Origin of the sequence: Paraburkholderia sp. Ac-20347 (genome assembly GCF_017104805.1) — a bacterium.
GTDB lineage: Bacteria > Pseudomonadota > Gammaproteobacteria > Burkholderiales > Burkholderiaceae > Paraburkholderia > Paraburkholderia tropica.
This window is the reverse complement of sequence record NZ_JAAGPN010000099.1, coordinates 1-22,614: the sequence shown is the minus strand read 5'-3', so window position 1 is coordinate 22,614 and position 22,614 is coordinate 1. Positions and strand designations below refer to the sequence as shown.

Below are 22,614 nucleotides of genomic sequence, written 5' to 3'. Positions count from 1 at the left end.
GGCCCGCGTGGACCGATCCGGTTCCGGATGAAGCGGATGAAGCGTGTGCGAAGACGCGCGGGCTTACTTCGCGGGCTCAGCGACCTTCGTCGCCGCGCCGGCCTTTTCCTCGATGCGGCGGCCTACGTCGGCGTCGATATTCTTCCAGTACGTGAAGACGTTCTCGCGCACCGGGCTGCCCACGCCGTTCAGGCTCGCCACCACCTGCTCGACCAGCAGTTCGCGTTGCTTGTCGTTGAACACCTTGCGCACGAGATCGCCGGGCTGGCCGAAGTCGTCGTCTTCAGCGTGCAGCGTGTAGGCGCTGCGCACCATATCGCCGTCGGTTTCCCAGCCGTCTTCGGCGGCGCCGGTTTCGTCCGCCCACGGACGGCCGAAGCTGTTCGGCACGTAGACCGGCGCGTTGCCGGTGTGCTCGTAAGCCATGTGACCGTCGAACTGATAGGTCTGCACCGGCACCTTCGGACGGTTCACCGGCAACTGGTTGAAGTTCGTGCCGATGCGCGCGCGATGCGCATCGTTATAGGCGAACGCGCGGCCCAGCAGCATCTTGTCCGGCGACAGGCCGATGCCCGGCACGGTGTTGCCCGGCGAGAACGCAGCCTGCTCGATCTGCGCGAAGAAGTTCTCCGGATTGCGGTTCAGCGTCATCGTGCCGACCTTGATCAGCGGATAGTCCTTGTGCGACCAGGTTTTGGTCAGATCGAACGGATTGAAGCGGTAATTCTTCGCCTCCGCATACGGCATGACCTGCACGAACAGCGTCCACGACGGGAATTCGCCGCGCTTGATGGCCTCGAACAGATCGCGGCGATGGAAGTCGGCGTCGCGGCCCGCCGTCGCCTCGGCTTCGGCGTTCGTGAAGCTGGCCATGCCCTGCTGGGTGTGGAAGTGATACTTGACCCAGAACTTCTCGCCCTTCGCGTTCACCCACATATACGTGTGCGAACCGTAGCCGTTCATGTTGCGCCACGTCTTGGGCAGGCCGCGCTCGCCCATCAGATACGTGACCTGATGCGCCGATTCCGGGTTATTGGTCCAGAAGTCCCACTGCATTTCGCTGTCGCGCAGCCCCGAATCGGGCAGACGCTTCTGGCTGCGGATGAAGTGCGGGAACTTCATCGGATCGCGCACGAAGAACACCGGCGTGTTGTTGCCGACCAGATCGTAATTACCTTCGGTCGTGTAGAACTTCAGCGAGAAACCGCGCACGTCGCGCCAGGTGTCGGGGCTGCCCATTTCGCCCGCGACGGTCGAAAAGCGCGCCAGCATTTCGGTGGCCGCGCCCTTCTGGAACAGCGCCGCCTTCGTGTATTGCGAAACGTCCTCGGTGGTCTTGAACTCGCCGAACGCACCGGAGCCTTTCGCATGCGGTTGACGCTCGGGCACCTTCTCGCGATTGAAGTGCGCCATCTGCTCGAGGAAATGCACGTCGTGCAGCAGGATCGGACCGTCCGGTCCCACCGTCAGCGAGTTGCGGTCGCTGACGGCCGGTGCGCCCGCGCTCGTCGTGGATTTGCCAAGAGGCTTGCCGCTCGAATCAGCCATGTCACATCTCCTGTGAAATCGCCAGGCCGCGCTGCGCGGATCGCTTCCGCGCTCCTCGTCGATGGGAGCGTCGCGGCTGGATTGGGGGGACGGGTCTGGGCGCGGGCTGCCGCTCCAGAGAAAGAACATTGTGCACGCATGCGCCAAGCGATGCGCTTAATGCGTGCCCGCTCCCTGACGCGGTCGACATGGCGGCGGCGCTCACGTGTTTCCGATCGGAACATCGTGCCGACGACACGCTTTTCGCATCGGAAACATGCGCTGCGCATCGGCAATTTTCGCCTTCCAGAAAGCCTTCAGAATCCCCAAAATTCCCAAGGCGAATCAAGCGTTTACTGAAATGTTGCGACGCACAATAAAGTGCTTGACACAGACTTCTTTTGAGCTATCATGAACTCGATTGCTGCATCGCATCAATGCGCGAATCGGTGATCGATTCGATTGAAAGTCCTCTTTTATTCGCAAACGGAACCGACGCGTAGCGGTCCCCACCATCAGGAACGACGACATGTCTCTGCCCACTCCCGAACAATTTGCCGCCACCCAGAAAGCGAGTCTCGAAGCCCTCTTCGGTCTCACGACCAAGGCGTTCGAAGGCGCGGTCAAGCTCGCTGAACTGAACATCGAAACGGCCCGCGCGGCGATCGCCGAAGGCCAGGAACACGCGCAGCGCTCGCTGTCGTCGAAGGACCCGCAAGGCTTCTTCGCGCTGCAGGCAGGCTTCGCCCAGCCGGCCGCCGAAAAGGCGCTGGCTTATGGCCGCAACGTGTACGCCATCGTCTCGGCCGCGCAGTCGGAATTCACTCAGGCCGCGCAAAGCCAGATCGAGCAGCAGCAACACGCCGTGCAAACCTTTGTCGATAACGCAGCGAAGAACGCCCCGGCCGGTTCGGAAACCGCCGTCGCCGCTTTCAAGTCGGCCATCACGGCTGCGCAAGGCGCATACGACTCGGTGAACAAGGCCGCGAAGCAAGCCGCTGAAATGGCGGAAACGAATTTCGACGCCGTGACCAAGGCCGCCTCGAAGGCCGCCGCTCAGGCCACGCGCGCCGCCAAGCAGGCAGCGTAAGCATTAGCGATTCAGGCGCCCTCGCCGGCCGACAGGCCAGCTATCGGCGGGGGCGGCAGATGTAAAAAAAAGCGGGTTTCGTGCAAACGAAACCCGCTTTTTCTTTGGCGCGCGAGATGGGCTCAGGAGGGCTCAGGAGCCGAACATCCGGCTGACGGCCTGTTCGAGGTGATCGCGCATGGCCTGCGCGGCGCGCTCGGCGTTGCGTGCCTGAATGGCTTCGAGCACTTCGAGGTGCTCCTGCTGCACGATGCGCTGACGCTCGATCGACTTCACGAGCGACAGATTGCGCGACAGGTTCATGCTGAACACCATCTGCTCCTGGATGCCCGAGAGCGCGGTGATGAAAAACTGGTTCTTCGACGCGCGGGCCACGGCCATGTGGAAGGCGAAGTCGTCCTTCGCGCCGATGCCCGAGGTCTCGATGATCGTTTGCAGGTTATCCCACTCGTGGCGGATCGCGGCGATGTCGGCGTCGTCGGCCTTCTGCGCGGCGAGCGAGGCTGCACCCGACTCCACCACCACGCGATATTCGTAGCAGCGACGGATGTCCGACAACGTTTCGAGCGGCGCGAAGCGGCGCACGTCCGGATCGGGACGGCGCATGACCGTGGTGCCCGAACCGTGGCGCGTGGCGATGATGCCGTCCGCGCGCAGTTGCGCGAGCGCTTCGCGCACGGTCGGACGCGAGGTCGCGAAGCGTTCCGCGAGCATGTGCTCGGTCGGCAGGCGCTCCCCTTCCTTGTATTCGCCTTCGATGATCCGGTTCAGGATGTCGCTGTAAATCCGCGCCGGCATATTCGGCGCTTTCTGCTCAGCCATGGTCAGTGCTACGCGTAGGTTGTCAGGTATGTCGTGGATTGTAAGTCATTGACGCGGCGCTTCGGCGAATCTTCGGCTTTCTACGCCCCGTATGGCGCGCGCTGCGGCGATTTCTCGCGCTCACGCCAAATCGCTGACAACTATCCGCAACGTCGCCGTTTCGCACTGTCCCGGCGCGAGCCAGCGCAGCCCGAGGCCGCTGTGGATCGCGTCGGGCAGGCCGAGCCAGGGCTCTACGCAGTAGAAGTCCGAATCGGCGGCCAGCGTCCATGACGTCACGGCGTACCACGGCGTCGAGCCTGGACGGCGCAGGTCGATGTCGATCGCGCGCTTCAGTGTCGGCATCTCGATGCGCACCGTGCGCTCGGGCTCGCCGTCGAGACAATGAAAGCGGTCGACGATCTGCGGATCGTCGAAGCGATAGCGCGTCGCGCCGGGCGTGGGCGCGGTCGTCGTGCCATCGGCGAGCTGATGACGGTAGACGTTGCGCGGCAGCGTCAAGCTGGCCGCGCCGCGCTGCGCGTGCGGCAGCGCGAAGTAGAAATGGTGGCCCGCGTAATAGGGCAACGGCGCAGCGCCTTCGCGCGCCGTGTTCGTGGTCGTCAGTTCGACGTCGAGCGTGTTTTCGTCGATAAGCCGGTACGCGGCCTCGAAGCGGAAGTTGAACGGATAGCCCGCGCGCGTCGCGTCGCTGTCGGTGAGCGTCATGTGCACGGCGTCGCCGGCGGGATCGACTTGCGCCTCGAACGGCAGATCGCGCGCGAAGCCGTGCAAGGGCACCTCGCGCACCACGCCCTGCGCGTCGCGCCAACGCCCGATCACGCCATCCACACGATGCCGCGCGATGAACGGAAACAGCAGCGGATTGCCGCCGCGCACCAGCGCGGGCTGGCTCCAGTCGGCGCTATCGGGCCAATGGATGATCGACTCGCCATGTCGATGCCACGACAGCAGCCGCCCGCCCGCTTGCGGCGCGACGCGCAGCAGCGAACCGCCGCGCCCGATTTCAATGACGTCCTGATCCTGAAACTTCGGCATGGCGTGTTTCGCTGATGTCCGCGCGCGCATGCACGCGGGGTTTCGTATCGGAAAACGAGAAAACTTCGGGCGCGTGACGACGTACGTGACGATGCACGTGACAACGCACGTAATAACGCACCTTCAGCGCGCCTTTTTCCATGCCTCGAAGGCGGCCAGCGTCGCCTCGTTCGGCGGATAGGTGCCGGGCAGCGCCGCGCCCGCCTCGATGCGCTCGGTGATGAAGCGTTCGAGTTCTTCCTGCTCGAAGGCCGCCTGCGCGACTTCCTCGGCGAGATGGCGCGGAATCACGACCACGCCGTCGGCGTCGCCGACGATGATGTCGCCCGGATAGACGGCCACGCCGCCGCAGCCGATCGGCACGTTCAGATCGACCGTGTGGTGCTTGCAGAGATTCAGCGGCGCCGACGCGCCCGCGCAGAACACCGGAATGCCGAGCGCCGCGATGGTCGCGCTGTCGCGCACCGGACCGTCCGAGACCATGCCCGCCACGCCGCGCACCTTCATGCGCGTGGCGAGGATCGAGCCCATCGACGCCGCGTCGGTCACGCCGCGGCAATCCTGCACGAGCACGGCGCCCGCGGGCACGGTTTCGACGCCCTTGCGCTGCGGATGCTCGGGATTCTGGAACGCGCTCAACTGGTCGAGATCCTCGCGCGCCGGGATGTTGCGCATCGTGAAGGCCGGTCCGACGAGATTCGGCGCGCCCGCCGCCGGCGCGGCGAGCGGATGCACGCCTTGCAGGAACACGTTGCGCAGGCCGCGCTTGAAAAGCTGGGTGGTGAGCGTCGCGTTGGAGACGTGGCGCAGTTGTTCGAGCGCGCGTTCGCTGACGGGGATGGCGGGTGAATTCATCGTGTCTCGTCCGATTTTGTGATGTGTGATACGCGAGGACCGTAGATCCGGCGCAATGCCCGCATTGTTGTAATACAACACGAAAATTGTCAACCAGCCCGTCGCGGCGTGCTTTCCCCGCAGTCATCCGACAACCCGCCGAATCCGTCCCACGCCGATTTGCGCGAAATATCCGGCGTGCATGCGCGATCGTCGATCGAGTGACATTGCGTTCCGGCCCCGCCGCGAGTCGCCCCGGCATTAGGGAAATCCCCATTCACTGATGATTTGCTTTACAACTTTGCCGCAAATAGAATGATGTCTTACATGACCGGGCAGATCGATCCCGATTCGATCCGATCCGCACCGCGTCACGGCCCAACAGCGATTCGAACAACACGGCTGAAAAAACGCGGCGTCCAGGGACACTGGCCAGCCGCAAGACACACCTGGCACACGCATACAACTTCCATCCGGGCGCATCGTCCGGCGCGGCCTCCACCGCGCCCGCTCCCGACAACAGCAGGAGACGAGCAGTGCAACGCAAGACTATCAAGGGGCTTCGGTGGTGGATCATCGGCCTCATCATGATCGGCACGATCTTCAACTATCTCGCGCGCAGTTCGCTTTCCGTGGCGGCGCCCACGCTCACGCAGACGATGCACATGACCACGCAGCAGTATTCGTACGTGGTCACGGCGTTCCAGGCCTGCTATGCACTCGCGCAGCCGATCGCCGGCTTCGTGCTCGACTCGGTCGGCGTCAAGATCGGCTTCGCCATCTTCGCGTTCGGCTGGGCCATCTCCAACATGCTGCACGGCCTCGCCACCAGCTGGCCCTCGCTCGCATTCTTCCGCGGCCTGCTCGGCATGAGCGAAGCCGCGATCTTCCCGGCGGGCATGAAGGCAATCAGCCAGTGGTTCCCGGCAAAAGAGCGTTCGGTCGCCACCGGCTGGCTCAACACCGGCACGTCGATCGGCGCGATGATCGCTCCGCCGCTCGTGGTCTGGTGCATTCTCAAGTACAACTGGCAATTCGCGTTCGTCCTGACGGGCGGCGTGGCGCTGATCTGGGTCGGCCTGTGGCTCGTGTTCTTCAAGACGCCCGCCGAGCACCCGAAGCTCTCGCAGGAAGAAGCCGACTACATCCGCGCCGGTCAAACGCCCGCGCAGAAGGCATCGGGCAAGCAGCGCGCCTCGTTCAAGGAAGTGCTCAGGACGCGCCGCTTCTGGGGCATCGGCATTCCGCGCATGCTCGCCGAGCCGGCATGGCAGACCTTCGGCGCGTGGATTCCGCTGTACATGGTCACCGTGCGCCACATGAACCTGAAGGAAATCGCGCTGTTCGCGTGGATGCCGTTCCTCGCCGCCGACCTCGGCTGCCTGATCGGCGGCTACCTCGCGCCGCTGTTCATCCGCTGGTTCGGCTGCTCGCTGATCACCTCGCGCAAGCTCGTCATCACGACCGGCGCGGTGCTGATGATCGGACCGGCCTGCGTGGGTCTCGTCGCGAGCCCGTATGCCGCGATCGCCCTCTTCTGCGTCGGCACCTTCGCGCACCAGACGATTTCGGGCGCCCTGTTCACGCTCGCCTCGGACGTCTTCGGCCAGCACGAAGTGGCGACGGCGACGGGTCTCTCGGGCATGTTCGGCTATCTCGGCGCGACGGTGTTCTCGCTCATCGTCGGCGCACTGGCCAGCACGATCGGCTATAACCCGTTGTTCGTCTGCCTGATGTTGTTCGACCTGATTGGCGCCTGCGTGGCCTGGCGTCTGATCTCGAACCAGCAGCGCGACGACGCGGTCAGCGCCGCGCTCCAGCCCGCGCACAACGTGAAGGCCTGATCGGCTCATCATCGGCCGGCGTCCGCGAGGGCGCCGGCTTTTGGCGTTTTTATGTGAGGTAATCCACTGTGAAGAAAGTTGCATTGTCCGGCGCCGCCGGCCAGCTCGGCACCGTATTGCGCAAGGGCCTGCTCGAGCGCGGCGTGAACCTGCGATCCGCCGCCGGCACGAAGCCGCTCGAACCGCTCGTCGCGGGCGAAGACGTCATGCACGGCGACCTGCGCGATCCCGCAGTGGTCGACCGCCTGCTCGACGGCGTCGACGTGCTGATCCACATGGCCGGCACGAGCGTCGAGCGTCCGCTGCCCGAGATCATCGAGAACAATCTGCGCGGCCTCGTGGAAGTCTACGAAGGCGCGCGCCGCCACGGCGTCAAACGCATTCTGTTCGCGAGCTCGAATCACGCGATCGGCATGTATTCCGTCGACGACAAACTCGACCTCGATTGCGCGTTTCGTCCGGACGGTTTCTACGGTCTCTCGAAGGCGTGGGGCGAATCGCTCGCGCGCCTCTACTGGGACAAGCACGGCATCGAGACCGTGAACGTGCGCATCGGCAGCTGCCTGCCGAAGCCGACCGAGTTCCGCCATCTGAGCACGTGGTTCGGCCACGAAGATCTGTTCCATCTCGTCGATCGCGTGATCAACGTGGAATCGATCGGCTTCGCCGTGGTGTGGGGCGTGTCGAACAACACGCGCAGCTACTGGGTGCAGGAAGGCGAACACGACGACGCGAAACGTCTCGGTTACGCGCCGACGCAGAATTCGGAAGACTACGCCGCGGAGATTCTCGCGCAGCGGAATCCGCTCGACGCGACCGCGCAACGCTATCAGGGCGGCAGTTTCGCGAGCTTCGATTTCACGCCGGTCGAGCAGCGCGGCAAGCGCGGCTGATCCACACCAGCCGTTCGCCGGAAAACAAAAAAGCGCCTGCACAGGCGCTTTTTTCATGGCGAGGCACGCGCATCACGCGCGTCACGCACTCACAGCACGCCCGATTTCACGATCATCTGCACCGCCGCCACCACCACGCAGACCAGCACCACGACGCGAAACGCCAGCGGATGCAGCTTGTCGCGCAGCGGCCGGATCAGCAGCATGCCGACGATCGCGGGCAGGCTCGCCAGCGTCGAGATCGCGAGATCCGCACTGTTGGCGTGCGCGCCGCCGCTGAACGTCGTGATGAGTGTGAGCACCGAAACCACGAGGATGATCGCGATCTGCTTGGTGAACGCGCGGCCCGTCGCGCCCGTGGCGATCAGGTACATCGCGAGCAGCGGTCCGGGCACCGAGGCGATGCTTTCCATCAGCGCCGCGCCGAAGCCGAGCGCGAAACCCACGGGCCGCACAAGCCTGGGCGAGAGCGTGAGTTTGGGCGACGCGAGCAGCAAACCGGCCGCCAGCGCCAGCGCGACGCCCGACGCCGCCTGCGCGTGATGCGGTTCGAGCCGGATCAGCACCGAGACGCCCACCACGTTGCCGATCACCGTGCCGATCAGCGGCGCGGCGATGTGCTTGATCGTCTTCCACAGCTCGCCGCCTTCGAGCGCCTGCGGAATATTGCCGAGAATGATCGGCATCGACAGCAGCAGCACGGCCTGTTTGACGGGCAGAAACTGCGTGAGGATCGGCATGGCGACGAGCGGCACGCCGATGCCGCTCACGCCCTTCACCATGCCGCCGAGCACCAGCGCGACGGCGAGTCCGGCGAGTTGCCACGTATCGAGCGCCTGCATGTGAGGCAGCAGGACGCCTCCGGAAAGAAAGGATTCGAACATCGTCGACGTTGGGTGCGTGAATGAGCGGCGGCGCGGATGCTTTCGCGATGCCGGGGGCTGCATGATAGCGCAGGCGCTCGAACGTCACAGGCGCCGCCCCGCTTCCCGCGTATTCACGCTCGGCGTCACACTCAACTGCACACGCGAAAAAAAACGGCGGTGCCGCCAGGCACCGCCGCAAGAGACTCCCTCGGAGCGTGAAATCAGAAACGATGGATGATGCCGATCGCACCCGCGAACTGGCTGCGCGACGAGGCCGGCGCGCTGTTCTGACCGTCGCCGATATCGGCCGTCGCGTTGATGATGTCGCCCGCGCCGTTCGTGCCGAGCGTCTGGCCGCCCGCGCGCTGATACGCCTCGACGAAGTACAGGCCCGTGCGCTTCGACAGGCTGTAGTACTGCGAGAGGTTGAACTGCTGGTACGACGCCGCGCTGGTGATGCCGTTCGCCTTGGTCGCGCGCGTGTAGCTGTAGCCCGCCGCCAGATCGAGCACCGTGAACGGCTTGTAGTGCAGCACCACGCCGCCCGTGTTCCAGATCTGCGTGTCGAAGAACTTCGAACCCGCGCCCGCGATGTACTGCACGTTCGAATAGGATGCCGAAATATCCCATTGCGAATTGAAGGCATAACCGCCCGTCACGGCGAGACGCTGCTGCGCCTGCGCGGTCTGGAAGCCGTTGGTGATGCCCGAGACGCCCGGCTCGCCGCCGCTGTACGCAGTCGAGCTGGAGCTCCACGTGCCGCCGCCGCTCGTCGCGTTGTTCAGACGTTCGAAGCCGACGGCAATGCCGACCGGACCGTGAATGTAGTTCGCCGCGACGCTCCACGACGAGCCGGCGTTCGTGCTGCCCGCCACGCCGCCGAAGGCATACATGCCGCTGAACGTGAAGCCCGAGAAGTTCGGCGACGTGTAGACCAGCGCATTGTTGATGCGGTAGATCGTATCCATCGAGTCGAGGTCGCCCGGGTGTGCGCCGTACGCGCCCGTGAGCCAGTTGGTCGGGCTGTAGGCCGAGAGCAGCGTGTAGTACGGCGCGTACTGGCGGCCCGCGGTCAGCGTACCGTATTGCTGGTTCGCGAGACCGACGAAAGCCGCGCGGCTGAACATCAGGCCCGAGGTCGATTCAGCGCCGGTGGCCGAGTTGTAGCCTTCTTCGAGCTGGAAGATCGCGCGCGTGCCGCCGCCCAGATCTTCGCTGCCTTTGAAGCCGAAACGCGAGCCCGCCCAGATGCCTTGCGCCATCTTGACGAGCGAGCGGCCGCCCGAGGTCTTGCCGAGCGACGTGGCGCTGCTTTGATAACCGATGCCGGTATCGACGATACCGTAGAGCGTGACGCTGCTCTGGGCGTGCGCGCCCAGTGCGGCGAGTCCAAGCGTGGAAGCGAGAATGGTCTTCTTCATCTGTACTCCTGATCTAATCGTTGTGATGTATTGCTTTTTTAACTACGTGTGAATCGTCTTGCCTGTGCTCCTTCAGCATCGCGGCGCGCGAGGCGGCCAAGCCCCGCCGCGCGCGCCGCGATAAACCGCGCCGAATCCGTGCCGCTTAGTGAATCTCGGGTTCGCCGCCGTTCTTGACGCCGCCGCCGCACGAACCGCCAGCGCCGTCACGCTGCATGAAGTCGAATTCGCAGCCGTTGTTGGCCTGCATGACGTGCATCTGATACATCGCACCATAGCCGCGCGTGAAGCGCGGTTCCGGCGCGACCCACTCGGCCTTGCGGCGCGCCATTTCCTCGTCGGAAATCAGCACGTTCAGGCGGCGTTCCGGCACGTTCATCTCGATCAGGTCGCCGTCCTTGACCAGCGCGAGCGGACCGCCGATGAACGACTCCGGCGCGACGTGCAGCACGCACGCGCCATAGCTCGTGCCGCTCATGCGCGCGTCGGAGATGCGCAGCATGTCGCGCACGCCCTTCTGCAGAATCTTTTGCGGAATCGGCAACTGGCCCCACTCGGGCATGCCCGGCGCACCAACCGGACCGGCATGCTGAAGCACGATCACGCTGTTCTCGTCGCAATCGAGGTCTTCGCTGTCGATGCGCGCGGCCATGTCGTTGTAGTCCTTGAACACGACGGCCTTGCCCGTATGCACGTGCAGACGCTTTTCGGCTGCGCCCGGCTTGATCACCGCGCCGTCCGGCGCGAGATTGCCGCGCAGCACGGCGAGACCCGTGTCCGGCATCAGCGGCTTCGCGCGGCGATAGATCACTTCGTCGCTATAGATCTCGGCGTCGGCGATGTTCTCGCCAAGCGTCTTGCCGTTCACGGTCATCTGCGTGCCGTCGATCAGATCGCCGAGCTCCTTGAGCATCGCGCGCAGACCGCCCGCGTAATAGAAGTCTTCCATCAGGTACTTGCCGGTCGGGCGCACGTTTGCGAGCACCGGCGTGCGGCGCGCGATGTCGTCGTAGTGGCCGAGCGTCAGGTCGACGCCCGCGCGGCGCGCGACGGCGATCATGTGCACGATCGCATTGGTCGAGCCCGACAGCGCGAGACACGTGGTCACCGCGTTGTCGACCGACTTGCGCGTGATGATGTCCGAGGGCTTCAGGTCTTCCCACACCATCTCGACGATACGCATGCCCGTCTTCGCCGACATCTGCGCGTGACGCGAATCCGGCGCCGGAATCGACGCGAAGCCCGGCAGCGTGAAGCCGAGCGCTTCCGCCGCGCTCGTCATCGTCGAGGCCGTGCCCATCGTCATGCAGTGGCCCGGCGAGCGCGCGATGCCGCCCTCCACGCCCTGCCAGTCCGCTTCGGTGATCTTGCCCGCGCGCAGATCGGCCCAGTATTTCCAGGTGTCCGAACCCGAACCGAGCGTCACGCCGTTCCAGTTGCCGTTGAGCATCGGGCCCGCGGGCAGGAAGATCGTCGGCAGATCCATCGAGATCGCGCCGAGCAGCAGTGCGGGCGTGGTCTTGTCGCAGCCGCCCATCAGCACCACGCCGTCGGCGGGATACGAGCGCAGCGTTTCCTCGGTTTCCATCGCGAGAAAGTTGCGATAGAGCATCGTGGTGGGCTTCTGGAACGGCTCGGAGAGCGTCTGCACCGGCAGCTCGATCGGGAAACCGCCGGCCTGCCAGATGCCGCGCTTGACCTCTTCCACGCGCTGCTTGAAGTGCGTATGGCAAGGGTTGATTTCGCTCCACGTATTGAGGATCGCGATCACCGGTTTGCCCGCGTACTCCTCGCGGCTGTAGCCCATCTGCGCCGAGCGCGAACGATGGCCGAACGACCGCAGGTCGTTCACGCCATACCAGCGGTGGCTGCGCAGTTCTTCGGGGGTCTTTCGCTTGTTGCTCATCTTGCCTTGCTCCAGTGTTTCCGCGGATGTGTCAATAAAGCCGCCGGCGCGGGCCGACATCGCGCTAACGCGATTCCTTCACGCGCGACACGAGTTGTGTCGGGCTGACGAACTGCAGCGCGACCAGCACCCAGGCGAGCGTGATGGCCATGTAGATCATCGCCATGGCGTCGATGGACTGCGGCGCGCGCACGCCCGTCGAGAACACTGCGTAATACAGCGCGACGACGAGCGTTTGCGTGTCGGGTCCGGCGGTAAAAAAAGTCAGTTCGAACATGCCGATCGTGCGCACCAGCACGAGCAGCCCCGCCGCCAGCATCCCCGGCACGAGGAGCGGCAGCAATACATAACGGAAATAACGCAGCGTATTCGCGCCGAAAATGCGCGCCGCCGATTCCAGATTCGGATCGATCTGCTCGATGAACGGCGTCATCACGAGAATCACGAAAGGCAGCGCGGGCACGAGGTTCGCGAGGATCACGCCGGGCAGCGTGCCCGCGAGACCGAATTGATACATCGCGGTGGCCATCGGAATGCCGTAGGTCACGGGCGGCACCATCAGCGGCAGCAGGAACACGAGCATGGCGATGCGCTTGCCCGGAAACTGCGCGCGCGCGAGCGCATACGCGGCCGGCACGCCGAGCGCGATCGACAGCACGACCACCGCGCCCACCACCTCGAACGTGACCCACAGCACGCTGCCCAGCTGGAAGTCGCGCCACGCCTGCGCATACCAGTGCAGCGTGAAGCCTTGCGGCAGCGGCGTGCCGAACCAGCGCGTGGCGATGGAGTTCACGCCCACCGTCGCGATCAGCAGCAGCACGTTGAGCAGGAAGAACACCACGCCGCCCCACACGAGCACTTTCCAGACGATCTCGGGCACGTTCGCGCCGGGCTTCGTCTGCGGCGCGTTGGCGGCGGGCGCGGGACGTTCGTCGCGCATCGGCGCACCCGCGGGCAGACCGGCGGCGTTACGTTGATGGGCGCTCATCAGCCTTTCCCTCCGCTCACCGGGCCCGAGTAGAAGAAGCGTTTCGCGCTGAGCATCGCTGCGACCACCACGAGCTGCACGAAGCCCATCACGATGGCGATGGTCGAGGCGAGCGAGTAGTCGTAGCTCTCGAACGCCGCTTCCGACGCCGCGATGGAAATCACGCGCGTGGGACCGGCGGGCGCGCCGAGCAGCACGGCCGACGGAAACACCGAGTACGCCTGCACGAACGACAGGCACGCGGCCATCGTGAGACCGGGCGCGAGCAGCGGCAGATAGATCTGCCGGAACTGCTGCCACGGACCCGCGCCGAGCGTGGCGGCCGCGCGCGCGAGCGTCGGGTCGATGCCCGTGACATACGAGAGCGTGAGCAGGAACGCGAACGGAAAACCCGAGACGATCAGCGAGATCAGCACGCCCCAGTAGTTGTGCGTGAGGCGGATCTCTTCGTTCGTGTACAGATGCAGCGCGTGCAGCGCCTGCGGGAACCAGCCGTTCGGCCCGAAGTAGCTCAGCATGCCGTCGGCGATCAGCACGGTGCCCAGCGTGACGGGAATCACCAGCAGCGTCGTCACGAGCTTCTGATACGGCGACTTGCGGCGCAGCGCGAACGCCACCGGCAGCGATAGCCCGACGTTGATGACGGTCGCGGGCACGGCGAGTTTCAGCGTGACGAACACCGTCGGCCACAGCGACAGATCGTGAATGAACTGCAGATAGTTCGCGAACACGCCGCCGCCGTTCATCGGCTTGAACGACAGCACGAGACCGTAGGCGAACGGATAGAGAAACAGCGCGATGATGAAACCGAGCGCGGGCGCGACGAGCCAGCCGCGCGCGTCGCGCGGCGCTTTGGTGAGCGACGGGGCCAGCGCGCTCATGATGCACGCTCCGCATAAGCCAACACACGCGACGGCGCGACGCGCAGCGTGGCGCGCTCGCCCGCTTCGAATTCGCCTTCCACGCGCGCCCACAGCTTGCCGAACGGCGCGTTCGCGAGCAGCAGCGAATCGCGGCCACCGTATTCGACCATTTCGACTTCGACGTCGAACGCATTCGCATCGCCCGCGCTGGCGCGCTCGAAATCTTCGGGGCGCATCGCCACCGAGATCTCGCCGCCCTTCAGTTCGTCCATCGGCACGCCCGTCAGCGTGATGCCCGACGACGACAGCGCGATATGCTCGCCACGCTCGCCGCTCACGGCGAACGGCAGCACATTGCGATAGCCCATGAAACGCGCGACATGCAGATTCGCGGGACGGCTATAGATCTGCTTGGGCGTGGCGACCTGCTGCACGACGCCCTCTTTCATCACGACGATGCGGTCGGCCATCGAGAGCGCCTCGTCCTGATCGTGTGTGACGTAAATCGTGGCGCGTTCGAGCTGACCGTGAATGCGGCGGATTTCGGCGCGCATTTCGATACGCAGACGCGTGTCGAGATTCGACAGCGGCTCGTCCATCAGCACGAGCGGCGGCTCGATCACGATCGCGCGCGCGATCGCGACGCGCTGCTGCTGGCCGCCCGAGAGCTGGCCCGGCAGCTTGCTTTCGTGTCCGACGAGCTGCACGAGTTGCAGCGCTTCGCGCGCGCGTCGTTTGACCTCGTCGCGCGCGATGCCCTGCATCTTGAGGCCGAAGCCCACGTTGTCGAGCACCGACATATGCGGGAACAGCGCGTAATTCTGGAACACCATGCCGAAGCCGCGCTTTTCCGGCGGCAGCACGTCGATGCGTTGTTCGTCGAGCCAGATGCTGCCGCTCGTGAGCGGCTGCAGGCCCGCGATGCAGTTGAGCGCCGTCGATTTGCCGCAGCCCGACGGCCCGAGCAGCGCGATGAATTCGCCGCGGCGAATTTCCAGATCGAGACCGCGCAGCGCCGCCAGTTGCGCGCCCTCCGCGCTCGTGAAGCTGCGGCACACCGCGTCCAGACGCAGACGATCGAAAGAATGCTTCATGACACCTTCCTGACCACGAGATCCCTTTCTCCGGCGCCAGGCTGCGAACAGCCCGGCGCCGCGCCCTTTACTGCGACTTCTGCGAGCCGACTTCGCGGTCCCATTTCTGGAACGCCGCGACCATCGCCTGCGCCGACAGCGGCTGGACGTGCGGATACTGCGTCAGCCACTTCGCGTATTCGGGACGGCCGTATTTCGCGATCACGTCCTGGCTCTGCTTCGGCGCCATCGAGAGCGTCACGCCGTTCACCGCCGGACCCGGATAGAAGTAGCCGTCGTCATACGTCATGGCCTGCTGCTGCGGCTCCAGCATGAAGTTCATCAGCTTGAGCAGGACCGCGAGCTTCTCTTTCGACACGCCCTTCGGCACCACCATGTAGTGCGCGTCGTTCACCCACGTCATGTTGTCGAACGCCTGCACCTTGAATTCAGCCGGCACGATGCCGAGCGCGCGCGGGTTGATATCCCAGCCCGTGACGGTCACGGTCATGTCGCGCGTGCCTTCGCCGAGTTCCTTCATCACCGCCGAGGTGCCGCCCGGGTAATACGGCACGCACGAATTCAGCTCCTTGAGGAAGGCCCAGGTCTTGTCCCAGCCGTTGATCGGGTCTTGCGGATTCTTGTCGCCGAGCAGGTACGGCAGCCCCATCAGGAACGTGCGGCCCGGACCCGAATTGGCCGGACGCGCGTAAATGAGCTTGCCCGGATTGGCCTTGCAGTACGCGAGCAGTTCGGCCGGCGTGTGCGGCGGCTTCGCGACCTTGGCCGGGTTGTATTCGACGAGCGGACCGGCCGGCATGTACGACACTTCGAGGCCGTAACCCTGCGCGAGATCCTGCATCTTGCGCGGACCCGGCGCGTACTTGTCGAGCACGCCCGGCAGCGCCGCCGTCTGATCGGGCAGCAGCTTCATCCACAGATTCTGTTCGATGCCCGCCGCCAGCGCGTCCGTGCCCGTGAGCACGAGATCGATATCGGCGCGGCCGGCCGCCTGCATCGCCTTGATCTTGCCAGGCAACTGCGGCGCGGGAGCATTGGTGTACGTGATGTTGGAGACGAGATTCGGGTACTTCGCCTTGAACGCCTCGAAGGCTTTCTGCGTGAGCTGCAGATTGCCGGCCACGTCGACTATGTTCAGGGAAACGGGATCCGCCTTCGCCGCGCTCATGCCGAGCGCCGCCGCGGCCGCCACACATACGGCCAGCACGCTGGCCTTCAAGCGTCCATCGAACATCGCATCTCCTCACATCTGATTATGGGTTTTTTAATACACGGCTGTTGTCGTTCTGATGCCTGTATTTCCGGCTGGACGCCTGCTTGCCGCCAGCCTGTTGCCAACTTATTGCCAGCTTGCTGCCAACTTCGCGCCAACTTTCGCCGCGGTCAAAGGATGCCGAACCACACATCAAGTTGTCAAGCAACGTCAGGGCTTTTGTGAGCATCCTGTGAGTCGATTGTCGGGCCGCCCCGTGAGAAGGCGCTTGCAGCGGGCTCGAGAGCCGCGGCAAGCGCCTTCGCCCGACGTCATGCGTGCTTACTTGCGCACCAGTTCGCCGTCGCGCAGACGCCACAGCGCCAGCGGATTCTCATCCTGGAGCGCGGCCGGCAGCAGTTCCGCCGGCAGATCCTGATAGCAGACCGGACGCAGGAAGCGCTCGATCGCCATCGCGCCCACCGAGGTCGTGCGCGCGTCCGAGGTGGCCGGGAACGGGCCGCCGTGAACCATCGCGTACGACACCTCGACGCCCGTCGGGAAGCCGTTCGCCAGAATGCGGCCGGCCTTGCGTTCGAGCACCGGCAGCAGACGCGCGGCCATCGCGTAGTCGTCGCGGTCGATTTGCAGCGTGGCCGTGAGCTGGCCTTCGAGATGCTCGGTCACGCGCAGCAGTTCCGCTTCGTCGCGGCACGCCACGACGATCGAGGTCGGCCCGAAAATCTCGTCCGACAACGCGTGCTGCGCGAGGAACTGCTCGGCGCTCGCCTTGAACAGCAGCGGCAGCGCGGCGCACTGCGCGTCGCTGGCCGCGCCTTCGGCGAGTTGCTCGACGCCCTGCGTCTTGCGCTGCGCCACGGCCTCGTCATACGCCGACGCGATGCCCGCCGTCAGCATGGTCTGCGCGGGCTTGTGCGTGAGCGCCGCGCTCGCGGCCGTCACGAAACGGTCGAGTTCCGGCGAATCGATCGCGAGCACGAGGCCCGGATTCGTGCAGAACTGGCCGACGCCCATCGTGAGCGAATCGACGAAACCCTGCGCGAGCGCCTCGCCGCGTGCGGCCAGCGCGGCCGGCAGCACGAGCATCGGGTTGATGCTGCTCATTTCCGCGTAGACGGGGATCGGTTCCGCGCGCTGCGCCGCGATCTGCGCGAGCGCGAGACCGCCGCGGCGCGAACCCGTGAAGCCCACCGCCTTGATGGCCGGATGCGCGACCAGCGCTTCGCCCGTTTCGTTGCCGCCGCCGAAGATCAGCGAGAACACGCCTTCGGGCAGGCCGACGTCGGCGACCGCCTGCTGGATCGCGCGACCGACGAGTTCCGAGGTGCCCGGATGCGCGAGGTGCGCCTTCACCACCACCGGACAGCCGGCGGCCAGCGCCGACGCCGTGTCGCCGCCCGCCACCGAAAACGCCAGCGGGAAATTGCTCGCGCCGAACACGGCCACCGGGCCGAGACCGATGCGTTGCGCACGCAGATCCGAGCGCGGCAGCGGCTTGCGTTCCGGCAGCGCCGAATCGAGCACCGCGCCGCACCAGCGGCCGTCGCGCACCAGCGAGGCGAACAGGCGCAACTGGCCGACCGTGCGGCCGCGCTCGCCTTCCAGACGCGCCTTGGGCAGCGCCGATTCCAGATGCGCGCGCTCGATCAGTTCATCGCCGATGGCGAGAATGCGCTCGGCGATCGCTTCCAGCAGTTTGGCGCGCGTTTCGTGCGGCGCGGCGCGGAAGGCGTCGAACGCCTGCGCCGCGAGTTCGCAGGCGCGCGCGACATCGGCCTTGTTGCCGAGGCCGAAGGCCGGCTCGATGTCCTGGCCGAGCGCGGGCGCGAAGGCGCGCATTTCGCCCGCCTGACCGCGCACCGACTGCGCGCCAATCAGCATGGCTCCCGTGATAGACGACATGGTCGCTCCGTTCAGTTCATTCAGTGACACAGGCGCCTGCGCGAGCCTCCGCGCAAGCGCCTGCACGCGCCGCTCAGGCGTGCGCCGCCTGTGCCGAACCGGCCAGCGAGCGCTCGAACGCGAGCAGCGTCTTCGCCGCTTCGCCGATGGCGGGCAGCGCTTCGGCCGGCGACTGCGAAAGCAGCGGCAGGATCGGGCCCATGTCGGCGATGCCCGACAGCGTGACGGCGTCGTGCAGCACGCGGATCAGCGAGATGTCGTCGCGCAGCGTTTCGAGCGGCATGAACGCGTCGTAAAGGCGTTGCGCTTCGTCGGCGCGGCCTTCCTTGGCGGCCTTGAGCAGCGCCATCACGGCATTCGCGGCGATACAGCCCGAGCCCGTGGTCCAGGCGGCGAGGCCGAAATCGCGCACGTGCACGAGGGCCGGACGCTCGCCCATGCCCGAGACGACCTTCGAGGCCGGCACGCTTTGCAGCAGGCGGCGCAGATACGGATCGTTCGCCGGGTCCTGACGCACGATGGCGTACTTGACGGCGATGAGCGTGCCGCGGTCGATCAGGCGCACGAGCGTGTCCACATCGACATAATCCTCGCTCTTGATATAAAGCGTCAGCGGAATGCCCGCGGCGTCAGCGACGCGCGTGAGGCCCGCTTCGACGCCGGCCGGCGTGGTGAAGCCCGACAGCGGCAGCACCATGGCGGTCTTGTACTGCGTCTGCGCGAGGATGCGCGCCTGGTCGAGCATCTTGCCGTAGTCCGGGCCGATGGCCGGGATCACGCGCGTGTCGGGCGCGGTCTGTTCGGCGAGCATGTCAAGCAACTCGCGGAATTCGCTCACGGCGACGTGGTACAGGTTGGCATTGCCGCCGTACAGCAGCGTGCGGATGCCGCCCGCTTCCATATGGCGGATGAGCTTGCCGTTTGCTTCAACGTCGAGGGAGAAATCGGCGCGGCGTGCCAGAGGGGGCACCGCCATCACGGTCGAAGCGAATTCGCTTTCGACGATCGGGGACACGTTCATGAGGCCTCGTGCAGAAATGGTGGGTTGTCGATATCCGCACAGTAGCACTCGCCTCGGTTAGTTGTCAAACAACTTGGTGGACTTGTTAGGGTTTGTTCGGAGGCGATCAGCCACACCCGCGTGGGCGCGGCCAGGCGGAGATTTGCGGCGGTTGTTCGTAGTGCCGGTTCGGCGATTGATCAGAGGATCAGGCAAGCGCCTTGACATGTTGTACACAATCCCGCGCGATCCCGTGCGTTAGCAATTCCGTCCCCGAGTGACAACCCGGTGCCCGGCGCATTCCCCAAAAAGCAACAGCCTTCGCGGCCGTGCGCCCACCATGAAACGTCGCCGATTCCGCGCGGACGCCGCCAGACCCGAATCGACACGGCGCACTCAAGCCCCTGAATCCGCACGACATTTCCGAAACACCCGGGACGCCATGCCGCGCCGCCTTGCGACACCCCGCCACTTGACCTGGCGCGACCGATACAGCCAGCGCAACGGATTATTGTAAAATGCCCCGCCAATCATGGAACCGGTTCCAATTACCATTGGTTACCGCGGCGGCCGGGAAGAAACCGGCTTCCCCCGATGGTCACGGTCAGATCAGATCGCGCCGAATTCATACAGAATCGAACAATGTCCGAATCCCCTCTCACGTCTCGCCGTGGATTCCTACGCACGGCGGTAGTGCTCGTTCCCGCAGGGGCGCTCGCCGGCTGCGAAGGCGGCTCGCAGTCGTCCGACGGCAACGCGCAACAACCAGGCGGCAGCCAGCCGGGACAAACCCAGGCCCAGGCCGCGCCTTACAAGCCCCGCTACTTCGACGCCCGTGAATGGGCCTTCGTGCAAGCGGCGGTCGACCGCCTGATTCCCACCGACGCCGAAGGTCCGGGCGCGCTCGACGCGGGCGTGCCCGAATTCATCGACCGTCAGATGGACACGCCCTACGCGCACGGCGCGCTCTGGTACATGCAGGGGCCGTTCCAGCAAGGCGCGCCCGAACTCGGCTATCAGATGAAGCTGGTGCCGCGCGACATCTACCGCCTCGGCATCGCGGCGGTGAACGCGTACGCGAACAAGGCGTACGGCAAGGATTTCGACGCGCTCGACGCGAACACGCGCGACGCCCTGCTCGCGAATCTCGAAGCGGGCAAGGTCGAACTCGATTCGGTGCCCGCGAAGGTGTTCTTCGGCCAGTTGCTGCAGAACACGCGCGAAGGCTATTTCTGCGATCCGATCCACGGCGGCAACAAGGACATGGCCGCGTGGAAGATGATCGGTTTTCCCGGCGCGCGCGCCGACTTCATGGATTTCGTGAACCAGAACGGTCAGCCTTACCCGTACGGTCCGGTATCGATCAACGGGGAGCGCACGTAATGGCGATCAAGAAACCTCATGTGGACGCGGTCGTGGTCGGCTTCGGCTGGACCGGCGCGATCCTCTCGAAAGAGCTCACGGAAGCGGGCCTGAACGTGGTCGCGCTCGAACGCGGCGAGTATCGCGACACCTATCCGGATGGCGCGTACCCGAACACCATCGACGAGCTCACGTACAACATCCGCAAGAAGCTCTTTCTCGACCTCTCGAAGACCACCGTTTCGATCCGCCACAACGCGGCCGAAACGGCGCTGCCCTACCGCCAGCTCGCCGCGTTCCTGCCCGGCGAAGGCGTGGGCGGCGCGGGCCTGCACTGGTCGGGCGTGCACTTTCGCATCACGCCGGAAGAGCTGCGCCTGAAGAGCCATTACGAAGAACGCTACGGCAAGAAGTTCATCCCGGAAGGCATGACGATCCAGGATTACGGCGTGAGCTACGACGAGCTGGAGCCGCATTTCGACTTCGCCGAAAAAGTGTTCGGCACCTCGGGCCAGGCCTACAAGGTCGGCGACAAGGTGGTCGGCGACGGCAATGTGTTCGAAGCGCGCCGCAGCGACAATTTTCCGTTGCCCGCGCAACTGAATACGTACTCGGCGCAACGCTTCTCGGACGCCGCGAAGTCGATCGGCCTGCATCCGTACCGGCTGCCCTCGGCCAACACCTCGGGTCCGTACACGAACCCGTACGGCGTGCAGATGGGTCCGTGCAACTTCTGCGGCTACTGCAGCGGCTACGCGTGCTACATGTACTCGAAGGCGTCGCCGAACCTGAACATCCTGCCCGCGCTCAAGCTCGAAAAGCACTTCGAACTGCGCTCGAAATGCCACGTGCTGCGCGTCGAACTCGACGACACGAAAAAGCGCGCGACCGGCGTGACCTATGTCGATCCGTCGGGCCAGGAAGTGTTCCAGCCCGCCGATCTCGTGATCGTCTCGGCGTTCCAGTATCACAACGTGCATCTGATGCTGCTCTCGGGCATCGGCAAGCCGTATGACCCGGTGTCGGGCACGGGCGTCGTGGGCCGCAATTTCGCGTACCAGAATCTCTCGACCATCACGGCGTTCTTCGACAAGGACACGTGGACCAATCCGTTCATCGGCGCGGGCGGCAACGGCGTGGCCGTGGACGACTTCAACGCCGACAACTTCGACCACGGTCCGCTCGGTTTCGTCGGCGGCTCGCCGCTGTGGGTGAACCAGGCGGGCGTGAAGCCGATCAGCGGCATCGCCACGCCCGCGGGCACGCCGAACTGGGGCTCGCAGTGGAAAAAGGCCGTGAAGGATCACTACGCGCACACCATTTCGATGGACGCGCACGGCTCGAACATGTCGTATCGCGACGTGTTCCTCGACCTCGATCCGACCTATCGCGACTCGTACGGCCAGCCCTTGCTGCGCATGACCTTCGACTGGAAGGACAACGACGTCAAGATGGCGCAGTACGTGACCGGCCAGATGAAGAAGATCGCCGAGGCGATGGGCCCGAAGGCCATCAACGTCTACACGCGCGAGTTCGGCGCGCATTTCGATTCGCGCCGCTATCAGACCACCCACCTCGTGGGCGGCGCGATCATGGGCACCGACCCGAACACCAGCGCGCTGAACCGCTATCTGCAGAGCTGGGACGTCCATAACGTTTTCGTGATTGGCGCGTCCGCGTTCCCGCAAGGCATCGGCTACAACCCCACGGGGATGGTCGCCGCCCTGGCGTACTGGTCCGCGAAGGCCATTCGCAGCCAGTACCTCAAGAACCCCGGCCCTCTGGTGAGCGTGTGACGACCCGCATGAAGAAGAACCTTTTCCCCACGCGCGTCGCACGTGGCGCGCTGGCCGCGTGCGCGGCGCTGTCGGTGACGTTTTCGCTGACGTTCGCGGCCGCGGCCGCGCACGCCGCCACGGCGGCGCCGTCGACGCAAGCCGCGTCGTCC

The 22,614-nt window shown here is 65.2% G+C and carries 19 protein-coding genes; 5 read left to right on the top strand and 14 right to left on the bottom strand.

The genetic code is table 11. The features are described 5' to 3' along the window. Positions 1–63: 63 nt before the first annotated feature. A complete protein-coding gene (locus G3N97_RS19615) occupies positions 64–1,548 on the bottom strand; it encodes a catalase (RefSeq protein WP_205994706.1) in 1,485 nt (494 codons plus the stop codon). A 508-nt stretch (positions 1,549–2,056) separates the two neighbouring features. On the opposite strand from G3N97_RS19615, the gene phaP reads away from it, so the two are divergent. Then, on the top strand, positions 2,057–2,617 hold the full coding sequence (gene phaP, locus G3N97_RS19610; RefSeq protein WP_205994705.1) for a TIGR01841 family phasin: 561 nt from the start codon (positions 2,057–2,059) through the stop codon (positions 2,615–2,617). A gap of 132 nt (positions 2,618–2,749) precedes the next feature. Here phaP and G3N97_RS19605 read toward each other — a convergent pair whose 3' ends face one another. The 3 genes from G3N97_RS19605 to G3N97_RS19595 form a co-directional block, all read right to left on the bottom strand. Next, positions 2,750–3,439, bottom strand: coding sequence for a FadR/GntR family transcriptional regulator (locus G3N97_RS19605; protein ID WP_065064965.1), 690 nt, complete (start codon positions 3,437–3,439; stop codon positions 2,750–2,752). A gap of 120 nt (positions 3,440–3,559) precedes the next feature. Then, positions 3,560–4,477, bottom strand: a complete 918-nt coding sequence (locus G3N97_RS19600; protein WP_205994704.1) for an aldose epimerase — start codon at positions 4,475–4,477, stop codon at positions 3,560–3,562. A gap of 123 nt (positions 4,478–4,600) precedes the next feature. Further along, positions 4,601–5,332, bottom strand: coding sequence for a ribonuclease activity regulator RraA (locus tag G3N97_RS19595; RefSeq protein WP_205994703.1), 732 nt, complete (start codon positions 5,330–5,332; stop codon positions 4,601–4,603). 566 nt (positions 5,333–5,898) lie between these two features. Between G3N97_RS19595 and G3N97_RS19590 the strand changes: the two genes are divergently transcribed. Together G3N97_RS19590 and G3N97_RS19585 are read left to right on the top strand one after the other, a co-directional pair. Continuing rightward, complete coding sequence (locus G3N97_RS19590) at positions 5,899–7,155, top strand: MFS transporter (RefSeq protein WP_205994712.1); 1,257 nt, start codon at positions 5,899–5,901, stop codon at positions 7,153–7,155. Positions 7,156–7,223: 68 nt separating this feature from the next. After that, positions 7,224–8,048 carry an NAD(P)-dependent oxidoreductase gene (locus G3N97_RS19585; RefSeq protein ID WP_205994702.1) on the top strand — a complete coding sequence of 275 codons (825 nt, stop codon included), beginning with the start codon at positions 7,224–7,226 and terminating at the stop codon, positions 8,046–8,048. 89 nt (positions 8,049–8,137) lie between these two features. On the opposite strand, the gene G3N97_RS19580 is transcribed toward G3N97_RS19585, so the two are convergent. The 10 genes from G3N97_RS19580 to G3N97_RS19535 all read right to left on the bottom strand — a co-directional run bounded on the left by G3N97_RS19580 (position 8,138) and on the right by G3N97_RS19535 (position 19,325). Beyond that, the gene (locus tag G3N97_RS19580) at positions 8,138–8,932 is read right to left on the bottom strand and encodes a sulfite exporter TauE/SafE family protein (RefSeq protein ID WP_205994701.1); all 795 of its coding nucleotides are present in this window, start codon (positions 8,930–8,932) and stop codon (positions 8,138–8,140) included. Between the two features lie 203 nt (positions 8,933–9,135). Further along, positions 9,136–10,335 (bottom strand): porin, encoded by a 1,200-nt coding sequence (locus G3N97_RS19575; RefSeq protein ID WP_176081163.1) that lies wholly within the window; start codon positions 10,333–10,335, stop codon positions 9,136–9,138. 145 nt (positions 10,336–10,480) lie between these two features. After that, on the bottom strand, positions 10,481–12,241 hold the full coding sequence (gene araD / locus G3N97_RS19570; protein WP_065064983.1) for an L-arabinonate dehydratase: 1,761 nt from the start codon (positions 12,239–12,241) through the stop codon (positions 10,481–10,483). A 64-nt stretch (positions 12,242–12,305) separates the two neighbouring features. Beyond that, positions 12,306–13,184, bottom strand: coding sequence for an ABC transporter permease (locus G3N97_RS19565; RefSeq protein ID WP_065064982.1), 879 nt, complete (start codon positions 13,182–13,184; stop codon positions 12,306–12,308). A 47-nt stretch (positions 13,185–13,231) separates the two neighbouring features. Next, complete coding sequence (locus G3N97_RS19560; RefSeq protein ID WP_065064957.1) at positions 13,232–14,113, bottom strand: sugar ABC transporter permease; 882 nt, start codon at positions 14,111–14,113, stop codon at positions 13,232–13,234. Next, positions 14,110–15,189 carry an ABC transporter ATP-binding protein gene (locus G3N97_RS19555; protein ID WP_065064956.1) on the bottom strand — a complete coding sequence of 360 codons (1,080 nt, stop codon included), beginning with the start codon at positions 15,187–15,189 and terminating at the stop codon, positions 14,110–14,112. The genes G3N97_RS19560 and G3N97_RS19555 overlap by 4 nt, the downstream gene beginning before the upstream one ends. A 67-nt stretch (positions 15,190–15,256) precedes the next feature. After that, positions 15,257–16,357 (bottom strand): extracellular solute-binding protein, encoded by a 1,101-nt coding sequence (locus G3N97_RS19550; RefSeq protein ID WP_241030686.1) that lies wholly within the window; start codon positions 16,355–16,357, stop codon positions 15,257–15,259. A gap of 85 nt (positions 16,358–16,442) precedes the next feature. Then, complete coding sequence (locus G3N97_RS19545) at positions 16,443–16,631, bottom strand: hypothetical protein (RefSeq protein ID WP_205994699.1); 189 nt, start codon at positions 16,629–16,631, stop codon at positions 16,443–16,445. Positions 16,632–16,723: 92 nt separating this feature from the next. Continuing rightward, positions 16,724–18,304 (bottom strand): aldehyde dehydrogenase (NADP(+)), encoded by a 1,581-nt coding sequence (locus tag G3N97_RS19540; RefSeq protein WP_183716588.1) that lies wholly within the window; start codon positions 18,302–18,304, stop codon positions 16,724–16,726. A gap of 73 nt (positions 18,305–18,377) precedes the next feature. Next, positions 18,378–19,325, bottom strand: a complete 948-nt coding sequence (locus tag G3N97_RS19535) for a dihydrodipicolinate synthase family protein (RefSeq protein ID WP_205994698.1) — start codon at positions 19,323–19,325, stop codon at positions 18,378–18,380. 621 nt (positions 19,326–19,946) lie between these two features. Between G3N97_RS19535 and G3N97_RS19530 the strand changes: the two genes are divergently transcribed. Both G3N97_RS19530 and G3N97_RS19525 read left to right on the top strand, forming a co-directional pair. Then, positions 19,947–20,687, top strand: a complete 741-nt coding sequence (locus G3N97_RS19530; protein WP_205994697.1) for a gluconate 2-dehydrogenase subunit 3 family protein — start codon at positions 19,947–19,949, stop codon at positions 20,685–20,687. After that, the gene (locus G3N97_RS19525; protein WP_205994696.1) at positions 20,687–22,462 is read left to right on the top strand and encodes a GMC family oxidoreductase; all 1,776 of its coding nucleotides are present in this window, start codon (positions 20,687–20,689) and stop codon (positions 22,460–22,462) included. Before G3N97_RS19530 ends, G3N97_RS19525 begins: the two co-directional genes overlap by 1 nt. The last annotated feature ends 152 nt before the right edge of the window (positions 22,463–22,614 follow it).